The 19,188-nt window shown below is 57.5% G+C and carries 13 protein-coding genes and 1 riboswitch; of the genes, 8 read left to right on the top strand and 5 right to left on the bottom strand.

Features of this window, described 5'->3' with window-relative positions; genetic code table 11:
* Window positions 1-69: 69 nt before the first annotated feature.
* Window positions 70-1,614 (bottom strand): AbgT family transporter, encoded by a 1,545-nt coding sequence (locus AC0L8N_RS04215; protein WP_473666324.1) that lies wholly within the window; start codon window positions 1,612-1,614, stop codon window positions 70-72.
* A gap of 79 nt (window positions 1,615-1,693) precedes the next feature.
* Entirely contained in the window at window positions 1,694-2,563 is an 870-nt protein-coding gene (locus AC0L8N_RS04210; RefSeq protein ID WP_473666323.1) for an MBL fold metallo-hydrolase, read from the bottom strand.
* Window positions 2,564-2,769: 206 nt separating this feature from the next.
* On the opposite strand from AC0L8N_RS04210, the gene AC0L8N_RS04205 reads away from it, so the two are divergent.
* On the top strand, window positions 2,770-3,018 hold the full coding sequence (locus AC0L8N_RS04205; protein ID WP_473666322.1) for a hypothetical protein: 249 nt from the start codon (window positions 2,770-2,772) through the stop codon (window positions 3,016-3,018).
* A gap of 298 nt (window positions 3,019-3,316) precedes the next feature.
* On the opposite strand, the gene AC0L8N_RS04200 is transcribed toward AC0L8N_RS04205, so the two are convergent.
* On the bottom strand, window positions 3,317-4,513 hold the full coding sequence (locus AC0L8N_RS04200) for a bifunctional alpha/beta hydrolase/OsmC family protein (RefSeq protein ID WP_473666321.1): 1,197 nt from the start codon (window positions 4,511-4,513) through the stop codon (window positions 3,317-3,319).
* A gap of 267 nt (window positions 4,514-4,780) precedes the next feature.
* On the opposite strand from AC0L8N_RS04200, the gene AC0L8N_RS04195 reads away from it, so the two are divergent.
* The 6 genes from AC0L8N_RS04195 to AC0L8N_RS04170 all read left to right on the top strand — a co-directional run bounded on the left by AC0L8N_RS04195 (window position 4,781) and on the right by AC0L8N_RS04170 (window position 13,006).
* The gene (locus AC0L8N_RS04195; protein WP_473666320.1) at window positions 4,781-6,625 is read left to right on the top strand and encodes an ExeM/NucH family extracellular endonuclease; all 1,845 of its coding nucleotides are present in this window, start codon (window positions 4,781-4,783) and stop codon (window positions 6,623-6,625) included.
* 78 nt (window positions 6,626-6,703) lie between these two features.
* Window positions 6,704-7,150 (top strand): cupin domain-containing protein, encoded by a 447-nt coding sequence (locus AC0L8N_RS04190; protein ID WP_473666319.1) that lies wholly within the window; start codon window positions 6,704-6,706, stop codon window positions 7,148-7,150.
* Window positions 7,147-9,192, top strand: a complete 2,046-nt coding sequence (locus tag AC0L8N_RS04185) for a prolyl oligopeptidase family serine peptidase (protein ID WP_473666318.1) — start codon at window positions 7,147-7,149, stop codon at window positions 9,190-9,192. Before AC0L8N_RS04190 ends, AC0L8N_RS04185 begins: the two co-directional genes overlap by 4 nt.
* Before the next feature lie 23 nt (window positions 9,193-9,215).
* Window positions 9,216-10,760, top strand: coding sequence for an N-acyl-D-amino-acid deacylase family protein (locus AC0L8N_RS04180; protein WP_473666317.1), 1,545 nt, complete (start codon window positions 9,216-9,218; stop codon window positions 10,758-10,760).
* Entirely contained in the window at window positions 10,757-11,488 is a 732-nt protein-coding gene (locus AC0L8N_RS04175) for a peptidoglycan DD-metalloendopeptidase family protein (protein WP_473666316.1), read from the top strand. Before AC0L8N_RS04180 ends, AC0L8N_RS04175 begins: the two co-directional genes overlap by 4 nt.
* A gap of 42 nt (window positions 11,489-11,530) precedes the next feature.
* Entirely contained in the window at window positions 11,531-13,006 is a 1,476-nt protein-coding gene (locus AC0L8N_RS04170; RefSeq protein ID WP_473666315.1) for a sodium:solute symporter family protein, read from the top strand.
* Window positions 13,007-13,020: 14 nt separating this feature from the next.
* Here the strand turns inward: AC0L8N_RS04170 and AC0L8N_RS04165 are convergent, their stop codons facing one another.
* Together AC0L8N_RS04165 and AC0L8N_RS04160 are read right to left on the bottom strand one after the other, a co-directional pair.
* Complete coding sequence (locus AC0L8N_RS04165) at window positions 13,021-14,427, bottom strand: Na+/H+ antiporter NhaC family protein (RefSeq protein ID WP_473666314.1); 1,407 nt, start codon at window positions 14,425-14,427, stop codon at window positions 13,021-13,023.
* 55 nt (window positions 14,428-14,482) lie between these two features.
* The gene (locus AC0L8N_RS04160) at window positions 14,483-15,772 is read right to left on the bottom strand and encodes an NAD(P)/FAD-dependent oxidoreductase (protein ID WP_473666313.1); all 1,290 of its coding nucleotides are present in this window, start codon (window positions 15,770-15,772) and stop codon (window positions 14,483-14,485) included.
* Between the two features lie 326 nt (window positions 15,773-16,098).
* Window positions 16,099-16,183: riboswitch (cyclic di-GMP riboswitch) on the top strand.
* A 141-nt stretch (window positions 16,184-16,324) separates the two neighbouring features.
* Here AC0L8N_RS04160 and AC0L8N_RS04155 point away from each other — a divergent pair.
* Window positions 16,325-19,150 carry a beta strand repeat-containing protein gene (locus tag AC0L8N_RS04155; protein WP_473666312.1) on the top strand — a complete coding sequence of 942 codons (2,826 nt, stop codon included), beginning with the start codon at window positions 16,325-16,327 and terminating at the stop codon, window positions 19,148-19,150.
* Window positions 19,151-19,188 lie beyond the last annotated feature (38 nt).

The following is a 19,188-nucleotide window of genomic DNA, read 5'->3' as shown; positions in this document are numbered from 1 at the left end:
TTTTGTACAGTCTGGCTATGGGCTAAAACGACAACCGCCCGGCACACGCGGTGTGCCGGGCGATTTTTTTCAGGCCGGATAACCGTAAGTGGCTTGCAGACCAAGTGGCAAGCCTAGCGCCCAGTAGAGCAGCAGGAAGATCGTCCACAGTACGAGGAAGGCCACGGAGTACGGCAACATCATGGCGGTCACTGTGCCGATCCCGGTTGACTTCACGTAACGCTGGCAAAACACGACGACCAGCGGGAAGTACGGCATCAGTGGCGTGATGATATTCGTACTGGAATCACCGATCCGGTACGCGGCCTGCGCGAGGTCCGGCGAAATTCCGAGCTGCATTAACATCGGAATGAAAATGGGAGCGAGCAATGCCCACTTGGCTGACGCCGAGCCAACGAACAGATTGATTATGCCCGTTAACAAGACGATGCCAGCAATCGTGATGCCACCCGGCAGCGCCAGTTTCTTCAGTATTTCCGCACCTTCCAGTGCCAGCAATACGCCGAGGTTGGACTGGCCGAACGCGTAAATGAATTGCGCAATAAAAAACATGATGACGAGGTAGTAGCCCATCCCGGTCATGGCTTTCGTCATGCCCGCAATCATGTCGCGTGAACTCTTGATGCTGCCGGATGACACGCCATAGACGATGCCTGGGAGCAGGAACAACAGAAAAATCAGCGGCACGATGGACTTCATTAACGGTGCGGCGCCGGAGGTCAGTTCACCATCGGGCGCGCGCCATGCTGAGCCGGACGGTAAGGACGTGGCGATCAGGAGTGCAATGCCGAGCAGCATGGCGATCACTGCAATGCGTAAGCCGCGACGTTCGTGGTCGGCCAGTGGTTCCATGGTTGGCAGATCGGAGACGTCGCCATCGACGGCGGTGGATTGCAGACGAGGCTCAACGACTTTGTCGGTCAAGAACCAGCCAAGGCTCACGATCAGCAGTGATGATGCGGTTGTGAAGAAATAGTTGTTGAGAGGGTTCAGGACGACGGCTGGGTCAAGAATCTGGGCGCCGGCCTGCGAAATACCCTGCAGCATGGGATCGAGCGCGGACGGCACGAAGTTGGCGGAAAAGCCGCCGGAAACGCCGGCGAACGCGGCCGCTATGCCGGCGAGCGGGTGACGACCCGCTGCGTAGAAGATGATGCCGCCCAGTGGGATCACGAGTACGTAGCCCGCATCCACGGCTGTGTGACTGACGATGCCGACCAGTATGACCATCGGCGTTAACAGCCAACGTGCCGTTACCGCCATCATCGCGCGCAGCCCCGCGTTGATGAACCCGGTGTGCTCTGCGACGCCAATACCGAGCATGGCAACGAGCACAACGCCTACCGGATGAAAGTGTGTGAAGTTGGTGACCATCACACTGAAGAAGGTGGTTAGCGCGTTGCCCGACAGCTGGTTGATAACCCGCAACGGCTCGCCGCTACGCGGGTCGACGAGATCGAAGTTGATGCCGGACAACAGCCACGACAGCACCCAGACTATAAACAGCAGGGCAATGAATAAAACGGCAGGGTCGGGAAGCTTGTTGCCGACACGTTCTACGGCGCCGAGCGCTCGCTGGACCAGGCTGGCCTTGACTAGTTTCGAATCACCCATTGGACATTGCCCCCGCAGTTGTTTTGCGAAAGTCTACCCAATTAAGCTGCCATCGTCCTGTCTGGTCCTGTCGAAGCGTCTAATGCCCTTCTGAGAGTCCACGCACCAGCTGCTCTGTCATGCGCTCAGTCGTGATGAAATCCCAGCTCCACTCGGCATAGTCCGCGAGCGGGTTTTGGCTAAGAATTTCCTCGGCCGTGGCGCCATCGTCGAGCAGTGCCTGGATACGATCGCGGGCATCAGCCAGCATATCGCGCGCCCGGATGAGGTCGCCGCGGTTGGCGAGCGGACCATGGCCCGGAATAATGCGGGTTTCCGCATCCGACATGCCGAGTAAGAGATTCTGTGCGGCAATGTATCCGTCCACGCTGCCACCGGAATCCAGATCAATAAACGGGAACAGGCCATTAAACATCGCATCACCGGTGTGAATGACGTTGGCCTCGGCGAAATGAATGATCGAGTCGCCGTCCGTATGGGCGTGCTCTACGTGGAGCACTCGTGCTTTGTGGTTGTTCAGGTGAAAGGTGACTTCTTCCGCGAAGGTGAGTTCGGGCAACGCGTCTCTTGCGGCGTCAGAGTCAAGCAGGCGCTGGCGGATGCTGTCGTGCGCGACAATGGTCGCGCCATGCTGATGCAATGCGGCATTGCCACCCAGATGATCGAAATGCACGTGTGTGTTGATGACAAAATCAACCGGTGCGCCACTCACTTTTTGGACCGCCGCGAGCGTTTTGCCGGCGAGCGGCTCGAGGCCGTCGTCGATCAGCACAACGCCGTCGTCACCGATCAGTAAGCCGAGGTTGCCGCCACTGAAACCGCCAACGCCTTCCAGCATGTAGAGGCCGGTGCCGAGTTGCGTGGATTTGAACTGAATTTCGTCCTGCGCTGCGACGTTGGCTGCCAGTAGCATGCCAGCGGCCAGTACGGCGGGGATTCGGTGAATCATGGTGGTGCTCCTGATGCTTGAACAGTAAGGGGTTTCGCGTGCGGCGTCAGTGTCGGTCAGGTCCTGTTTATGCTGTTTACCGTGCGCGACACAGTTCTCATAACGGGCAAAAAGTAGCAGTCGGCAGCGCTGGCTGAGAGCCACATCACGGTGTTGTAGCGGACAGGCATCCGATCATACCAGCATGTCAGTAATCAGGACCCCGCATGACGCTCTACGTCGATAACATCGTGCCATTTCCGCTGAGTCGCCGCCGCGAGCTGCGCAGCTGCCCGCATTGCGGTAGCCGGAGTGATGTGTACCGTATCGGACGGCTGTTATGGGCCTATTGCGACCTGCACGAGGTGCGCTGGGTCGTCGCTGATTTTCACCAGACGTCTCCTGAGTCCATGGACCGGAAACAATTGCGCAAGGGTCTGGAGTTTCTTTCCTCGTTCGTCGAGGTTTCGCGCTGACCGCGTACCTGACTGATGCGATTCGGCCGGCCGCTATACTAGGTTCCCCATAACTGGCAAAACTCGCTTTGCTTTATTCTTGGGGGCTCAATGCCCGATTAGAGAATGAGCAAGTGCTCTTTGAACAAAACTGTTGTTCAGCGTGCACATACAACTGCCCGCCACCGTACAAACCTCAGCCCTGCTAGAGCTAACTACCAAACAGAGCAGCCACAGTTCCCGGTTTGTGAGCGTAGAGCATGCGCAGACTTGCGAACTCAGGCTTAGCCAAGCGGGTTTACCACGGGGCGCCGGGTTGCTAGTCGAGGCGACTCTCGATGCGAATTTCATTTTCCAGGGTTCGGTGTACCGGGCAGCGATCCGCTATTTCCAGCATGCGTTGACGCTGCTCATCATTGAGGTCTCCTTCCAGCGTTATCACGCGCGTAAGCTGATCAACCTTGCCGCTGGTCGTTTCGCAATCATCGCAGTCTTCGGCGTGAATGCGGTCGTGTGATACCTCGCAACTGACGCGTTCAACCGGGAGTTTTTTGTGGCGCGCATACATGTTGAGTGTCATTACCGTGCAGGTGCCGAGCGCGGCGGCCAGAAACTTGTACGGGTCAGGACCCAGATCGGAGCCGCCCATTGTTTGCGGCTCGTCTGCCAGCAGGCTGTGCCGGCCCGCTTGTACGCGGCAGAGGAACTGGTCGTCAGTGCGGCCGTAGACAATCGTTTGCTCAGTCGCGGCCGGTTCAGCGACCTGCAGAAAACGACGCGACCAGGTTGCAATCACCGCGCCGGCGTACTGCGAATCCGCTTCGTCTGCCAGCAGGTGGTCGGCATTGTCCAAACTGACAAAGCTTTTCGGGTGCAGTGCGGTCGTGAATATTTTCTGTGCATTGTCGACTGAGACGGTTTGGTCGGTAGGGGAGTGCATCACCAGCAACGCTCGACGCAAATTGTGCAAACGTTCATCCAGCGAATGCTGGCGGGCATCGTCGACGAAATCCCTGCGAATACGGAATGGACGACCGGCAAGCTGAACTTCCGCCGACCCGTCGCGCTCAATGGCGTCGAGGTTATCGCCCAGCTGCTTCAGTACGTGCGCTGCGTTGGCCGGTGCTGCCAACGTTGCGACAGCCTTCACACTATCTAGCCGTTCCGCGACAGCGAGCACCGCAGCGCCGCCCAGTGAATGCCCAACGAGCAGTTGCGGCGCCGCCAGATTGCTGGACAACCATTTGGCGGCATCTTCAAGGTCGTCGAGATTGCTCGAAAAAGTGGTGTCCGCAAAGTCGCCGTCGCTTTCCCCCAAACCGGTGAAATCAAAACGCAATACAGCAAATCCGACCTCGGCGAGAGCGCGCGAAATATTGCGAGCTGCTTTGATATTGCGCGAGCAGGTGAAGCAATGCGCGAACAGCGCGGTGGTCTGCCACTGACCGCCTGGGGGCAGTTCAAGGTTTGCGGTCAAATTTTGCCCGTTGCGATTCTGGAACTGGAATTTCGACATGCTGTTCTTCCTGTAAGACGGCAATTCGGCGCGACTGATCAATCTGCAGCCAGTAATGCCGAAGGACGCAACTGGTTGCGCAACGCGAACTACCGGTTGGCTGGCCCGCTGCTGGTGCGTTGTGCATTTTGCACAGAAAAAAACCGTGCCCACACGCCGACCACTCTATACAGGACGGTCCATGCGCCGCAAGGCAAGGTTGGTTCATCATCTGCACATGGTATAAGAGCAGCCCCGGACCCTGATGCGGGTCGATGAGGTGCCATCATGCGTTTGTACGTCGAATTGTTGCTACTCACTGTTTTAATCGTGGGCTGCACGCCGGACGAGGCGGACAGTGAAACCTTGCCGCCGTCAGCCGTGCAGGGTACCGGCACTGACAGCCCCTATGACGGGCAACGGGTTACTGTGAGTGGCATCGTCAGCGGCGATTTTCAGGATGACGACGACGATGCTGTGAGGTCGCTGGGTGGTTTTTACCTTTTGAATGCCGAACCCGATGGCGATCCGTTGTCATCCGATGGCATATTCATTTTCGATCGGAACGCCGAGCGCGTTGACGTGACGGTCGGCGATCGCGTTCAAGTGACCGGTAAAGTGACCGAGCATTTCGGTGAGACGCAAATTGCGGCACAACTTGTGCGGACTGTCGGTCGTGGAGAAGTACGGTTTACGCCGCTCAAATTGCCTGCGGCAGCCACAGTTGCCAACATTGACGGCGAAGCCATCGCCGACCTGGAAGCGTACGAAGGCATGCCGGTAACGCTAAGCCATCCGATGTACGTGCAAGACCTGCACGGACTGGAACGTTACGGCGAGCTTACATTGTCGACACAGCCCAGAGAGAGGCAGTTTACGTCCGGAAACCGCCCCGATATTGCGGGCTACGAGGCCCATAAGCTGCAACGTGCTGCGCGTTCGCTGTTTCTTGATGACGGCAGTGCTGTGCAGAACGCCAAACCGACGCAGTACGTCAATGGCGAATTCGCCCCGGATTTTCCGTTGCGGGTGGGTGACGAACTTCAGCCCTTGTCCGGTGTGCTTCGGTTCAGCCGGGGTAGTGGCGGCAATGGCACGCAGACGTGGCGCCTGTTGCCGACTTCGACGCCCCTGTTTACCAATCGAAACCCACGCCCGGCGAAACCCGATGTCGGCGGCGACCTGCTGATTGCGAGCTTCAACGTGTTGAATTACTTCGCCGAAATTGACGGCGGCAATGCTGTCTGTGGGCCTCTGCAAAAAGACGGTTGCCGTGGGGCGGATTCGGCCGCGGAGCTTGATCGGCAACGGGCCAAGACGTCGGCAGCCATCAACGCACTCGACGCGGACATCGTCGGGCTGATGGAGCTGGAGAATTCGGCCAACGTTTCGGTGGACGACTTGCTGAGCGCATTGAATGAACGCAAGCCAGGCTGGGCTGCGGTACGCACAGGCACAGTTGGAGACGACGCCATTCAGGTCGCGCTGATCTACAGAGCGGATACGGTGGAAACCGTCGGCGAATTCGCAGTGCTTGATAGCAGCGTCAATCCGGACTTCGACGATAACCGTAACAGGCCTGTTGTAGCGCAAAGTTTCCGTGCGAAAGAAGGCGGCGCGGCGTTTGCTGTAGCGGTCGCACACTTAAAGTCAAAGGGCTCACCTTGCGATGCGGATGACGATCCGGATCGAGGTGACGGCCAGGCAAATTGCAATAAGAGCCGTACTCTGGCCGCCAACGCGTTGGTCAACTGGCTGGCGTCTGACCCGACCCGCAACGGCAATCAGCTCGCGTTGGCGATCGGGGATTTCAATGCCTACATGAACGAGGATCCGATTCTGGCGATGGAAGCTGGCGGGCTAACGAACCTTCTGCGGGAACACGTTGGCGACGGTGCCTGGTCGCTGGTTTACCGTGGCGAATCAGGGGCACTGGACCATGCCTTCGCGACGTCGTCACTTGCCGAGTACATCAGCGGTGCGGCCGAATGGCACATCAATGCCGATGAAGCACCGCTGTACGACTACAACCTCGAGTTTGCTCGCGACCCTGAGCTGTTCGATCCGGATATGCCGTGGCGTGCCGCCGATCACGATCCGTTGTTGATCGGCTTGCGACTGCCCGCCGAATAGGCGGTTGCCGTTCAGCGGCCAGAATGTCAGTCTAGTCGCGTCGAGCAACGTTCGTATTTCTGCTGGGGGGCGAAGAACATGGCAACGGCCGAATTGTTGAGGTGGGATACTGTTCCGCTGGAAACCGTTAGTCCAATGATGCAACGGCGCATCATCACCGGCGAACTGATGACCGTTGCTCGTATCTGGTTCAAGGACGGGTTTCTTGTGCCACGCCATAGCCACCACAACGAACAAATCACCCAGGTCGTTTCCGGTGTCATGCGCTTCAGCTTTGGTGCTGAAGGCGACGACGTGCGCGACGTCGGACCCGGAGAAGTCGTCGTCATCCCCGCCAATCTTCCGCACGAAGCTTTGTGCATCGGCGATGTCGAAGAGATCGATATGTGGGCACCTCGGCGCGATGACTGGCTGAACAAGAGAGCGACGATTATTTGCGAGGCTGAACAGCTGTTCGTCGGGTGGATCTGCGTACGTGAGCAATCGATCAACCCGCTGGTTTACTACTCCGGGGTTCGTGCATGACTAAACTGATTTTTATCTGCGTAACGTTTGTCTTGACGCTGGGTATCGCGAATGCGGCACCAGGCCACTTCACCTCTGAAGATGTCTTTGAACTTGAGTACGCGAACAATCCCCGAATTTCGCCCGATGGCAAGCAACTGGTGTATGAGCGTCGCTCGAACGACATCATGTCGGACTCGACGCGCTCGAGTCTCTGGCTGATCGACATCGACAGTGGCGAGCAACGACCACTCCTGTCCGGGCTCGAAAGCGCCAACTCACCCTTGTGGTCACCGGACGGGCGCCGAATAGCGTGGTTGCGGGGTACCAAACAAGGCACTGGTATCTACGTGCATTGGCTGGAGAGCAACCGCACGGCGCTGCTGACGACATTACGCGAAAGCCCGTCGGCACTGAGCTGGTCGCCGGACGGCCGGACACTGGCTTTCGTCATGCCGGTCATGAAGGACACAATGCCGCTCGCCAAACCGCCCGCCAAACCAGAAGGCGCTGTGTGGTCCGAGCCCGTTAGAGCCATCGACAGCGTGACTTACCGGCGTGACGGTGCGGGCTTCATCGAGCCTGCTCACCAACACGTCTTTGTCATTCCATCTGACGGCGGCACACCACGGCAATTAAGCAGTGGCGATTTCAACCACAATGGGCCGCTGTCATGGTCGCTCGGCAGTGAACGCATCTATTTTTCTGCCAATCGCAATCCTGATTGGGAATTCGAGCCAATGGAAAGCGACCTCTGGTCAGTCACGCTTGCCAACGGCGAACTGCAAAGAGTCACTGATCGGGCCGGTGATGAATCCGAACCGCAGTTGTCGCCCGATGGTCGCCGTATTGCCTATCTGTATCAGCACAGCGAGCGTGTGCCTTATCGCAACGCGGTATTGCATGTTATGGATGCTGATGGCCGCAACGATCGGGCAGTAACAGGCACGCTCGATCGTTCCGTCAACAGTGCGGTGTGGGCAGCTAACGGACGCAGCCTCGTTATCAGCTATGACGATCGGGGCGCAAGAATACTGGCGCGGGTGTCACTTGATGGTGAAGTGACTGCCATCGCCGACGATCTGGGAGGTACGACGCTAGGCAGGCCTTACACCAGCGGCGGTTATTCGATGTCAGACAATGGCACGATCGTCTACACCCGCGGTACAGCGTACCGACCCGCCGATGTGGCCGTGGCGACGCGCCGCGGTTCGCGAACATTGACCGCACTGAATGACGACCTGCTTGCCAACCGCAATCTGGCTGAGCTGCACGAAATAGAGTACGAGTCATCCTTTGATGGTCAGTCGATTCAGGGTTGGTATTTGACGCCGCCAGATTTCGACCCGGCAATAAAATACCCACTCATACTCGAAATTCACGGCGGCCCGCATCTCGCTTACGGACCACACTTTTCGGCTGAGATGCAGCGCTTTGCGGCAGAAGGTTACGTGGTTTTCTACGACAATCACCGCGGCAGCTCGTCTTACGGCGAAGATTTCGGTTTGCTGTTGCAGTACAAATACTCGAGCGATGAGGACTTTGCCGATCACATGTCGGGTATCGATGCGCTGATCGAGCGAGGTTTTGTTGATGCCGACAACCTGTTCATTACGGGTGGCTCTGCAGGTGGTATTGCCAGTGCCTACGCTATCGGGCTTACCGATCGTTTTCGCGCGGCCGCGGTTGCTAAACCGGTGATCAACTGGGTTTCCAAAACCCTCACGGCTGATTCGTCCATCTATCAGATTCAATACCAGTTTCCCGGCATGCCCTGGGAGGAACCGGAGCATTACTGGGAGCGATCGCCGCTGTCACTGGTCGGCAATGTGAGTACGCCGACACTGCTCCTGACTGGCGAGGAAGATCAACGAACACCGATTTCCGAAACAGAGCAGTTTTATCAGGCACTCAAACTGAGAAAAGTGGATGCAATGATGATTCGCGTACCGGGCTCGCCGCACGGTATCGCCGGCAAGCCGTCGCGGTTGATCGCAAAAGTCGACAACATACTGGCCTGGTTTGAACGCTACCGCAGTGACAGAAATGGGAGTACCCGATAGTCATGTTGAACCTTTCGAGAACGGTGCGTGCTTTCTGCGTGAGCCTGGCTGGCGTCGTGTTGCTGGCGAGCTGCCAGCCTGCTGCAGAACCCTTTTTGCCTCAGTACGAGGTCATCGACGTTGTTATTGAAGACGCGCAAGTCATCGATGGCAGCGGCGCTGCTGCCGTGAAGGCCGATGTTGTCGTTGTTGGCAACACTATCGTTTTCGTCGGTGACACAACGTTCGCTGCTGACGATCCGCGTATCGTGCGTCGCGTAGACGCCGGCGGCCGCGTGCTGGCCCCGGGGTTCATCGACCTGCATTCGCACGGTAATCCGCTTGAGACACCCGAGATGGAAAACTTTCTCGCTATGGGCGTCACCACTATCTCGCTGGGACAGGATGGCAGTAGCCCAGACGTTGAGGAGCTTGGCGTCTGGCTCACGGAAGTAGACCAGAAACGCATGGGCACCAACCTCGCGATGTTCATTGGTCACGGTACGCTGCGCGACCGCGCCGGCGTCGGCCGCAACCCGTGGCCGGAACCGGAGCAGATGGCAAGTATGCTCAAGATGCTGGAAGCCGCCATGTCGCATACGTTCGGCATGACCACGGGCCTGGAATACAACCCCGGTCTGAATGCAGGCGAGGAAGAGCTGGTGGTGTTGGCGCAGGTTGTCGGCAAGTACGACCGTCTGATCATGAGCCATATGCGTAACGAGGATGACGATCAACTGGAGAACTCCATTGCGGAATTACTGGACCAGGGACGTCACGCGCGGGTGCATATATCGCACCTGAAGTCTGTCTACGGGAAAGGCAGTGCGCGCGGTGCCGAGATTCTCGGCATCATCGACGCTGCGCGTGCGGACGGCATTGATGTCACCGCCGACATGTACCCGTACACGGCCAGCTATACCGGCATTGGCATCGTCTTCCCGGTATGGGCCAAAAGTCGCGAGCAGTTCGAGTTCGCGAAGGTCGAGCGTCGCGAGGAGCTTGAGGAGTACCTGCGAAACCGGGTGGCCGCAAGGAACGGGCCTGAGTCAACGCTGCTGGGCACCGACCCATGGACTGGTAAGACACTGGCCGAGTTGTCGTTCGAACTGGAGATGCCGTTTGAAGACGTGCTGATCGATATCATCGGACCGGGCGGCGCCTCGGGCGCTTACTTCGTAATGAACGAAGAGTTGCAAACCAGCTTGCTGGACAGTCCGTGGGTGGGTGTCTGTTCAGATGGCAGTCCAACAGGGTTTCATCCGCGCGGCCATGGCACCTTCGCGAAAATCATTGAGGACTACGTCGTCAAAAACGAGGTTCTGACACTTGAGGAAGCGGTGGCAAAAATGACCTCGTTTCCCGCTCGCTTGCTAAAAATTGCGGACCGCGGGCTGATTGCCGATGGCATGCGCGCCGACCTGATCCTGTTTGACCCGCAGAACGTGCATGCCCGTGCGACGTATCCGGAGCCACTGCAACTCGCGGAAGGCTTCGACCTCGTGCTGGTCAATGGCGTTATTGCGCGGGAAAACGGCAGGCTCGCCGATGTTCGCGCCGGCCGGGTTTTGCAGCCCACAAACCGATGACGAATGCCCGCGCCGAAGCCTGGACGATTGATCACTGGCTCAACAGTGATCAACTGGGTGCGGCCGCGGTCATCAGCGATTCGGGTTCATCGATAGTGCTCGATCTCAGCGCGGGCAGCCTGGCGTTGGGGCAGCCATTGGACGAACTCGACGTACAGGGCTTTAGCGAACTGGTCGATGCCCACATGCAAAGCCATAACGCTACGCGTGCCTACGGGCGTTGGGGTGAACACCGTGCGCTGTACGACAACGATAACTTTGCCGGCAATGGCGCCGAGCGGCGCACAATACACATGGGTATCGATGTCTTTTGTTCGGCGGGTACGCCCGTTAGTACACCGCTCGACGGTGTCGTTGAAATTGTCGCCAACAATACCGATGAACTCGATTATGGGCCGCTGCTGGTGATTCGACATGCAACGCCGGACGGCGAACCGTTCTTCACGCTGTACGGTCATCTGGGTCCAGAGTGCCTGTCCACCTGCGCGCCTGGCCAGACTGTTGCTGCAGGCCAGTCGATTGCCACTGTCGGCGCACCGCCGGGTAATGGCAACTGGCCGCCGCATCTGCATTTTCAATTGATACTGGACTTGCTGGATCGGGGCAAAGACTTTCCAGGAGTGGCGTGCGCCAGTGAACAGGCCTACTGGCTCAGCTTGTCACCAAACCCGGCGTGTTTTTTTCCGGCGGTGTCAGCGGCCGCACTTGATGGTCGCAAAAAACAATAAGAGCGCGTAACTGAATCGGGTTGCGACGCTGGGGGACTACGCATGGCTACACTGCACCTGATCGACTACATCGCCATTGGCATCTATTTTTTGATCCTGGTCTGGATTGGTATTCGCGTTGCGAATACGGAAAAGGGTGAGGGCGAAGCGGAGTCATTCCTGGCGGCCGATAGAAACATGAATCTGCTGCAATCGACTTCGACAACGGCGGCGACTGATCTTGGTGGCGGTTTCAGTATCGCGATGGGCGGGCTCGGCTTTACGCTCGGCATCTCCGGCTCCTGGCTCATTGCGATATCGGGTCTCAGCGTTGTCATGGTGTCGTTTCTGATGGTGCCGAAAGTCAAACGCTGGGCAGATCGGGTTAGCGGTCTTACAACCGGTGATTTGTTTGAAGCGCGATTTGATCGTCGAACCGGCATGCTGGCGGCGGTGGTGGTCGGACTGGCCTGGTTCACGTTTGTTGGCGGCCAGATCATTGCGGGCGGCAAGTTGCTGCAGGTAACGATGAACCTGAACCTGACCCTGTCCGTTGTGCTGTCAGGCACGATCATTCTCGCTTACACGGCATTGGGCGGTCTAAAGGCTGTGATTTACACAGACGTTTTCCAGATGCTGATTTTGCTGGTCGGCATTGTGTTCATCGCGGTGCCCATCGGCCTGTACGAAGTGGGCGGCTGGAACGCGATGGTCGAACATTTTGAATCCAGCCCGGAAACCGCGTCGATGATCGACTGGACGGCCGTGAGCTGGAAGCAGGCGCTGGGTTGGTTTTTCGCGATATTCCCTGTGTGGTTTATTTCGATAGCTGCCATGCAACGTATTGTTGCGGCGCGTGACGTGCGCACGGCAAGACGTGCATTTTTTCTCACCGGTATACCTATCGAATGGCCGTTATTCGCGGTTGGCAGCACCTTGATCGGCATGATCGCGCGAATGTTGTTCCCTGATTTGCAGGACGCGGAACTGGCCACGCCCACAGTCATCATGCAGTTGTTGCCGGTAGGTATCGCCGGCATTGTTATTGCGGCGTACATAGCGGCTGTCATGTCGTCGGCGGATTCCGCGTTGATTGGACCGGTCGCCATCTTCACCAATGACATTTACAAGAAGCAATTCAATCCGCAGGCGAGTGGTGCGCAACTGGTAAAAGTCGCACGCGCCGCGACGTTGGTGCTCGGCGTGCTTGCCATCGGCATCGCCTATCTGGTGCCGAATGTTCTGGAACTGATTCTTTACGCCTATACGTTCGGCGCTGCGGGCCTGTTCTTCCCGATGTTGGGTTTGTTGTTCTGGCGTGGCACGACGGCAAAAGGTGCGTTCTGGAGCATGCTGGCTGGCGGGGGATCTGCAGTATTGTGGGCGATCTACGAGTCCGTCGTCGTCGCGAATGGCGGCGAGCCGTTCGAGATTGCAGCGTCATACATGGGTTGGCTGGTCGGTTTGCCGACCCTGATTATTGTGTCACTGCTTACCCAGCACAGCCGTGATGAAGATATTGACCTGTTCCGTACCTGAAGCCCGAATCGCGGTTAAAACATCGCGCCGAGCACAAGATAAGCGGCAACGCTGATGCCGCCAACGACCATCGCATACGGCATTTGGGTCTTGATGTGGTCAATGTGATCGGAGGCCGCGCCGGTTGAGGCGAGAATGGACGTGTCCGAAAGCGGTGAGCAATGATCGCCGAATACACCGCCACCAGCGATAGCAGCCACCGTGGCATAGACGACCGGCGACAGTTCCTGACCGCTGAAGGTGAACGCGAGTGGAACGGCAATCGGCATCATGATCGCGAACGTTCCCCACGATGTGCCTGTTGAAAACGCGATGAGGGCGGCGATCAGAAACGTGAGCGCAGGCAACAAACCGGGAGTCAGCCAGCCTTCCGTCTGCGCGACGATGAATTCTGCGGTGTGCAGGTTTGCCGACAACTCATTCAACGCGTACGCAAAGGCCAGAATAATAATGGCGGGCATCACTCCCTTGATACCGTTCATCGCTGTTTCCATGATGTCAGCGAGCGGTACGCCCTGAATCCGCATGACGGTGGCAGCGACCACTGACGACAGCAGAAACGCTTCCATTGTCAGAGCCGATTTAGTCACGATGAACGAACCTACGCCGACGCCGATAACAATCAAGACCGGCAGAATGAAATTCCAGAACAGGCTGGTGCGTATGCCTTCGAACGGTTCGATGTCGGTCAGCTCACGACTCATGAGTGGCTGAGCACCATCCCGTAGCACTTTGCCTTCATTTTCGGCGCGGGCTTCGGCCGCTTTCATAGGGCCGAACTCGGGAATGATGCGGGCCGCGATTGCGCCCACCATGAAGACGGCGAGGATCGCGTAGACGTTATACGGAATGGCGTATATGAAGACCCGCATTGCATCCGCATCGTCGGCAATCGGTCCCATGCCAATCATCAGGCCGGCAATGAATACGGCCCATCCGGTTATCGGCACGATGACACTGACCGGAGCGGACGTTGAATCGGCGATGTAAGCGAGCTTCTCACGAGAAATCTTAAAGCGATCGGACAGGGTGCGCATCGTTGAGCCGACGAACAGCGGACTGAAGTAATCACTGAAAAATACAAACATGCCCATTACCCAGGCGGCGAGCTGAACGCGCACGCGCGTCATGTTGCAGCTTTCGACCCAGGCGGAGAAATTTCGGATAGCACCGGTGCGCTGGAAAAACGCGATTGTTACGCCAATGAATAGTTCGAGCAGAAAAATCCACGAAAACGCCGTGGTGCCCAGCGCATTCTTCAGCAGATTGGGGAAGCCCATCAGCCCTTCACCGGCAATGAACACGCCGACAAGGCAGGCAACGGCGAGTGAGAAAACGGTATTGCGGGTAACGAAGGCAAGAACGATAGCAACGGCGGCGGGCAACAGCGACCACGCGCCAACGGCGACGGTTTCTTCCACGACTTCCCCCCGGAACGTTGTTATTACGAAAGACGTTACACCAAAAGTGCCTTGCTTACACTTCGTCCCGGGCGCGCCGCCGCTCTATTCCGGCAATAATCGAGAAGCCTAGTGCTCGTAACGGTTCCGGTGGCATCCAGCTCGCATTGCCAAACAGAGCGGGCATGTCCGGTATATCCATTCCCAGTGCATGGTCGGCCAGCAGCTTGCCAAACAAGCTGCCTTTGACCACGCCGCCGCCATTGCAACCGGCCGAGACAAACAAACCGCGCTTAAGCTGCCCCCATAGCGGCGCCCCGTTGTAGGTGAAGCCGGTCGCTCCAGCCCAGACCGATTCGAACGGCACATCGACCAGCCCGGGATAGCGTCGCGACAGAGTGGCGCGAAGTTTAGTGGCGACCAGGTTGTTGTCTGATTCGCGTTCGTAGCCGTAAAGACTTCTTACCAATAAGCGACCGTCCGACGTCTTGCGCAACGTGCTACCCAGTCGGTGAGCCGGCAACAAGCCCCATTGGAGATCGTTGCCACAATGTTCCCGTTGAGCATCTGACAACGGCGCGGTGAGTCCGGCGTAGGTGTACATCGCGGTGATTCGTGAAGCGCCAACACCTAGGTATTTGCAGAACGCATTGTTGGCGAGAAATAGCTTGCGTGCAGTTACGTGGCCGTTTGGCGTTGTTACACGCCAGGCATCCCGAATCGCGTCAATTTTGATTGCGGGAGATTCCTCGAATACGGAAACGGTTGTGGGAAGTTTGGCCACCAGTGAGCGAATCAGCGCGGCCGGTTGCACGAGGTAACAATGTGGGGAGTAAAGTCCCTCGCGGTAGAAGCGCGTGCCGATGCGTTCCTGCAATTGTTCTCGCGACAGAGTTTCGACGGGGAGGCCGGCCGTTTCGAGAAATGTTCGATACTTGCGTAAGGCAGCGCTGCCCAATTTTCCGGCGGCCGCGCGGTAGGTCCCGGCGCGTTCCAGCTGGCAATCTATTGCTGCGGACGCGGCATCTCGCGCTAGCTGTCGCATCGTTTCGCCAAGCAGTTCATTGCAGCGCTGCAAGCGATCCATGTTTGCGGTATCGACGTCATTGGCCAGCGATATTTCGAGCAGAAACCCTGAGTTGCGCCCTGGGTTACCTTCACCAATTCGACTGGCATCCAATAAAGTGATGTTCGACGAAGGTGATAATTCAGCGTAACGCCGTGCAGCCGCAACTCCGGTATAGCCGGCGCCTATAATGATGAGATCGCTTTCGAGTTCACCATTGAGGGTTGTTACCTCGGATTGCGCAGCGAGCAGCGCATTCCAACCGCAGCTGCTCTGATAGGCAGGAAATTTTTTATTCATAGAAAAATAATCCCGCAACGTGGTTTTGCATAATGCACGATGAAAGGCGATTTGGCGTTGTTTTCGTGAATTCTTGAAAGCAATTGCAAGCCACCGTTCCTATTGAACTTAGTGCGGTTTCACGTTGTGCAGACAGTTTGCGATGTGTCCGCAGAATGCGACGGTTATTAAACATATCGTAGGCAACGCATTGTCACATAATTCATGCGTCGCGATTTTGAGACAGGTTTTTTTTCTAAAGTCTTCTGGTAGGTTGGCCGACATCAGAACGAAGTAATAGTCGGTAAAGTCTGTTTCTTAAAATTCAGTAACTAAATTTAGCCAGTCACTGATAAGGGCAAACCAACTGAAAAGTTGGGACGCAAAGCCACCGGTCTAAAGGTTTTTACCTATGACAGCGGGGTTGCCAGTAGGACACGATGCGCAGTGCTCGGAAGGGCGCGTATCCAGCTTTAGAGGCGTTTAGACCTCGCACCTACCGGTCTCGTGATTCTCACGAGCCAGCGTTTCAACATAATTCGGTTTGCCTGTCAGTCTGGCAGGAGCGAACGAATGTACCCGAAGCACCTTGTGCGACCCACTCAACGCTACGCAATTGCGATCACAGCGTTGCTTGCTATGACTGGTTGTCTGCCGACCGGTGAAGTCGATCAAACCACGGACAATGGCAACAGCAGTGGCGAAATTACGAGTTCGCACCGCATCAGCGGCAGTGTCGGCGATGGCCCCGTAACCAACGCAGAGATTCGAGTAATCGCGAACGATGGCACGAGTCTCGGTGTGGTCATGAGCGACTCCAATGCGGACTTCGATGTGGAAGTTACAACTGCCGCAAGCGATTACCCGCTTTCCTTGCTGGGCCTGGGCGGTACCGATCTCGTCACATTGACGAGCCCGGATTTTGACTTGAAGAGCATGGTCCGTTCGTCGACGACTGCGTCCGTTGCAAACCTCAATCCGTTTACTACGATCGCCTTCGAAGCGGCCACTGACATGAGCGGTGGTGTTAACGCGGCGAACATGGACGCCGCGCTGCGGACTGTGCACCTTAAGCTGAACAGCGGGCTGAGTACGCTTGGCAACTCGACAACAATGGAAGCAGCTTTCGACGAAACAAACGTTGCGGAGATAGTTCGTGCTTCCGAGACTCTGGGCGAAGCTGTGCGTCGTACCCGTGACGCATTAGTGGCCACCGGCCGTTCCGCCAACGGCAATTCAGTTGTTACAAGTGTGGGCTCGGATCTTATTGATGGTGTGCTTGATGGTCGCGGTGGTTCGCGCACTGACAATCGCGTTTCCGTTGTGTTTGCAGTGGCGTTGGCGCAGGTGTCGCTGGAGTCAGGGCGTAACCAGTTAAGGGTATTCGGCAGCGATGCGATGGGCCGCATTCAGGATGCCATCAACCAGGTTTTTGATGGCACGCCCAACCCGGCACTGGCCGATCTGCCGCTGACCTCGGGCATGTTGGAGTCCATGCGAATTGGCTTGATGGTTGCGGAAGTCATGCAGCCGTCAGCAGCTATTGCGACATTGCGCAACGAAGTAGCCGAATTGCGCCCGCTCATGAATGGCGCACAGGTTCGGGCAGCGTTGTCGGGTACGGCGCAGGCGGATATCGACGCCGGCCTGATAGCGGTTGCCGGCGCGTCGGCAAGTGAGTTGGACGCCCTCAATCTGATACTGAGAACCGGTAACGTCGCGAGTGATAATTCGGCGCCAGTGATAAGTGGCGAGCCGCGGACGCGGATTGGAGCAGGTGCTGTCTACAACTTCGTTCCAACCGCCAGTGACAGTGATGGCGATACCCTGACGTTTACAATCTCCGGGCGACCGACCTGGGCGACCTTCGACAGTTCGACGGGCCGCTTGAGTGGAACGCCTTCTCAAAGCGATATCGGCAGTACGCCAGGCGTTTCGATCAGCGTATCGGACGGCGAGGCCGTTAGCAGTCTGCCCGCATTTACGATCACCGTCGAAGCAGGCATCAGCAATTCGGCACCCACCATATCCGGTACGCCGTCCAGCAGCCTGGTGGCGGGCAATACCTACGACTTTACGCCGAATGCCGCCGACGCCGATGGCGATGCGTTGACCTTCAGCGTTAACAACCTGCCGGCGTGGACCAGCTTCAATGCACAAACCGGTCGGTTGACAGGAACGCCGTCGGATTCCGATGTAGGTATCTACTCGGGTATTACGATTACTGTCAGTGACGGTACCGCCTCAGCGAGTCTCGCCGCATTCAGTATCACCGTGGAAGAAGCCACAGTGCCAAACCGGGCGCCGCAGATCAGCGGTAATCCGGCAACAACCGTGCAAGCCGGCTCGGCCTATACCTTCCAGCCAACGGCCAGCGATGCCGACGGCGATGCACTGACCTTCAGCATCAGCGGTCGACCGGCATGGGCTTCGTTCAGTTCGTCGACGGGTGCGTTGGCGGGTACACCGGATGAGGGTGACGCGGGTAGCTACGCCGGGATCACGATTTCTGTAACCGACGGCGAGTTCACTGCCAGCCTGCCGGGCTTTACCATCACAGTGGAAGCAGCGCCTGCGAACAATGCACCGCTGATTTCAGGTACTCCGGCTGCGACCGTTCAGGCGGGTTCGAGCTATAACTTCCAGCCGACAGCCAGCGATGCCGACGGCGATGCGCTGACCTTCAGCATCAACGGACGCCCGTCCTGGGCATCGTTTAACCAGTCGACCGGTGCGTTGACGGGTACACCGAACGCGGGTAACGCGGGCAACTACGCCGGGATCGCGATTTCTGTCAGCGATGGTGAGGCCACTGTCAGCCTGCCGAGCTTTGCGATCACGGTTGAAGCGGTTGCCGAGAACAACGCGCCGGTAATCTCAGGGAGTCCGGCCGCCTCGGTGCTTGTTGATTCGTCCTTTAGTTTCCAGCCAACTGCGAGTGATGCCGACGGCGACAGCCTGACGTTCAGTGTCAGCGGTGCGCCGGGCTGGGCCAACTTCAACACGAGCAACGGAAGCCTGAGCGGAACACCGTCAGCCGCCGACGTTGGTGTTTATTCTGGCATTCGAATCACGGTAAGCGACGGCGAAGACAGCGCCACGCTTGGTCCGTTCACGGTTACCGTCAATGCGATTACGCTGGGTTCTGCAACGTTGACCTGGTCTGCGCCGAGTCTGAATACCGACGGCACGCCACTGGTTGATCTGAGCGGTTACCGTATTTACTGGGGCACAAGCTCAGGCAACTACACCAATTCCGTGACCATCGACAATCCGGGACTGACGACCTACGTCGTTGAGAACCTGGCACCGGGAACCTACGAGTTCGTCAGCACGGCGCTCAACGCGGCCGGCACGGAAAGCGGCTACTCGAATCCCGTCAGTCGTACGATTCCCTGACAGGCGACCAGAGCCGGGCGAGACAGCCCGGCTCTGGT

It is taken from the genome of Woeseia sp. D3-10 (genome assembly GCF_055809415.1).
This window is presented reverse-complemented; position numbering and strand designations above follow the sequence as displayed.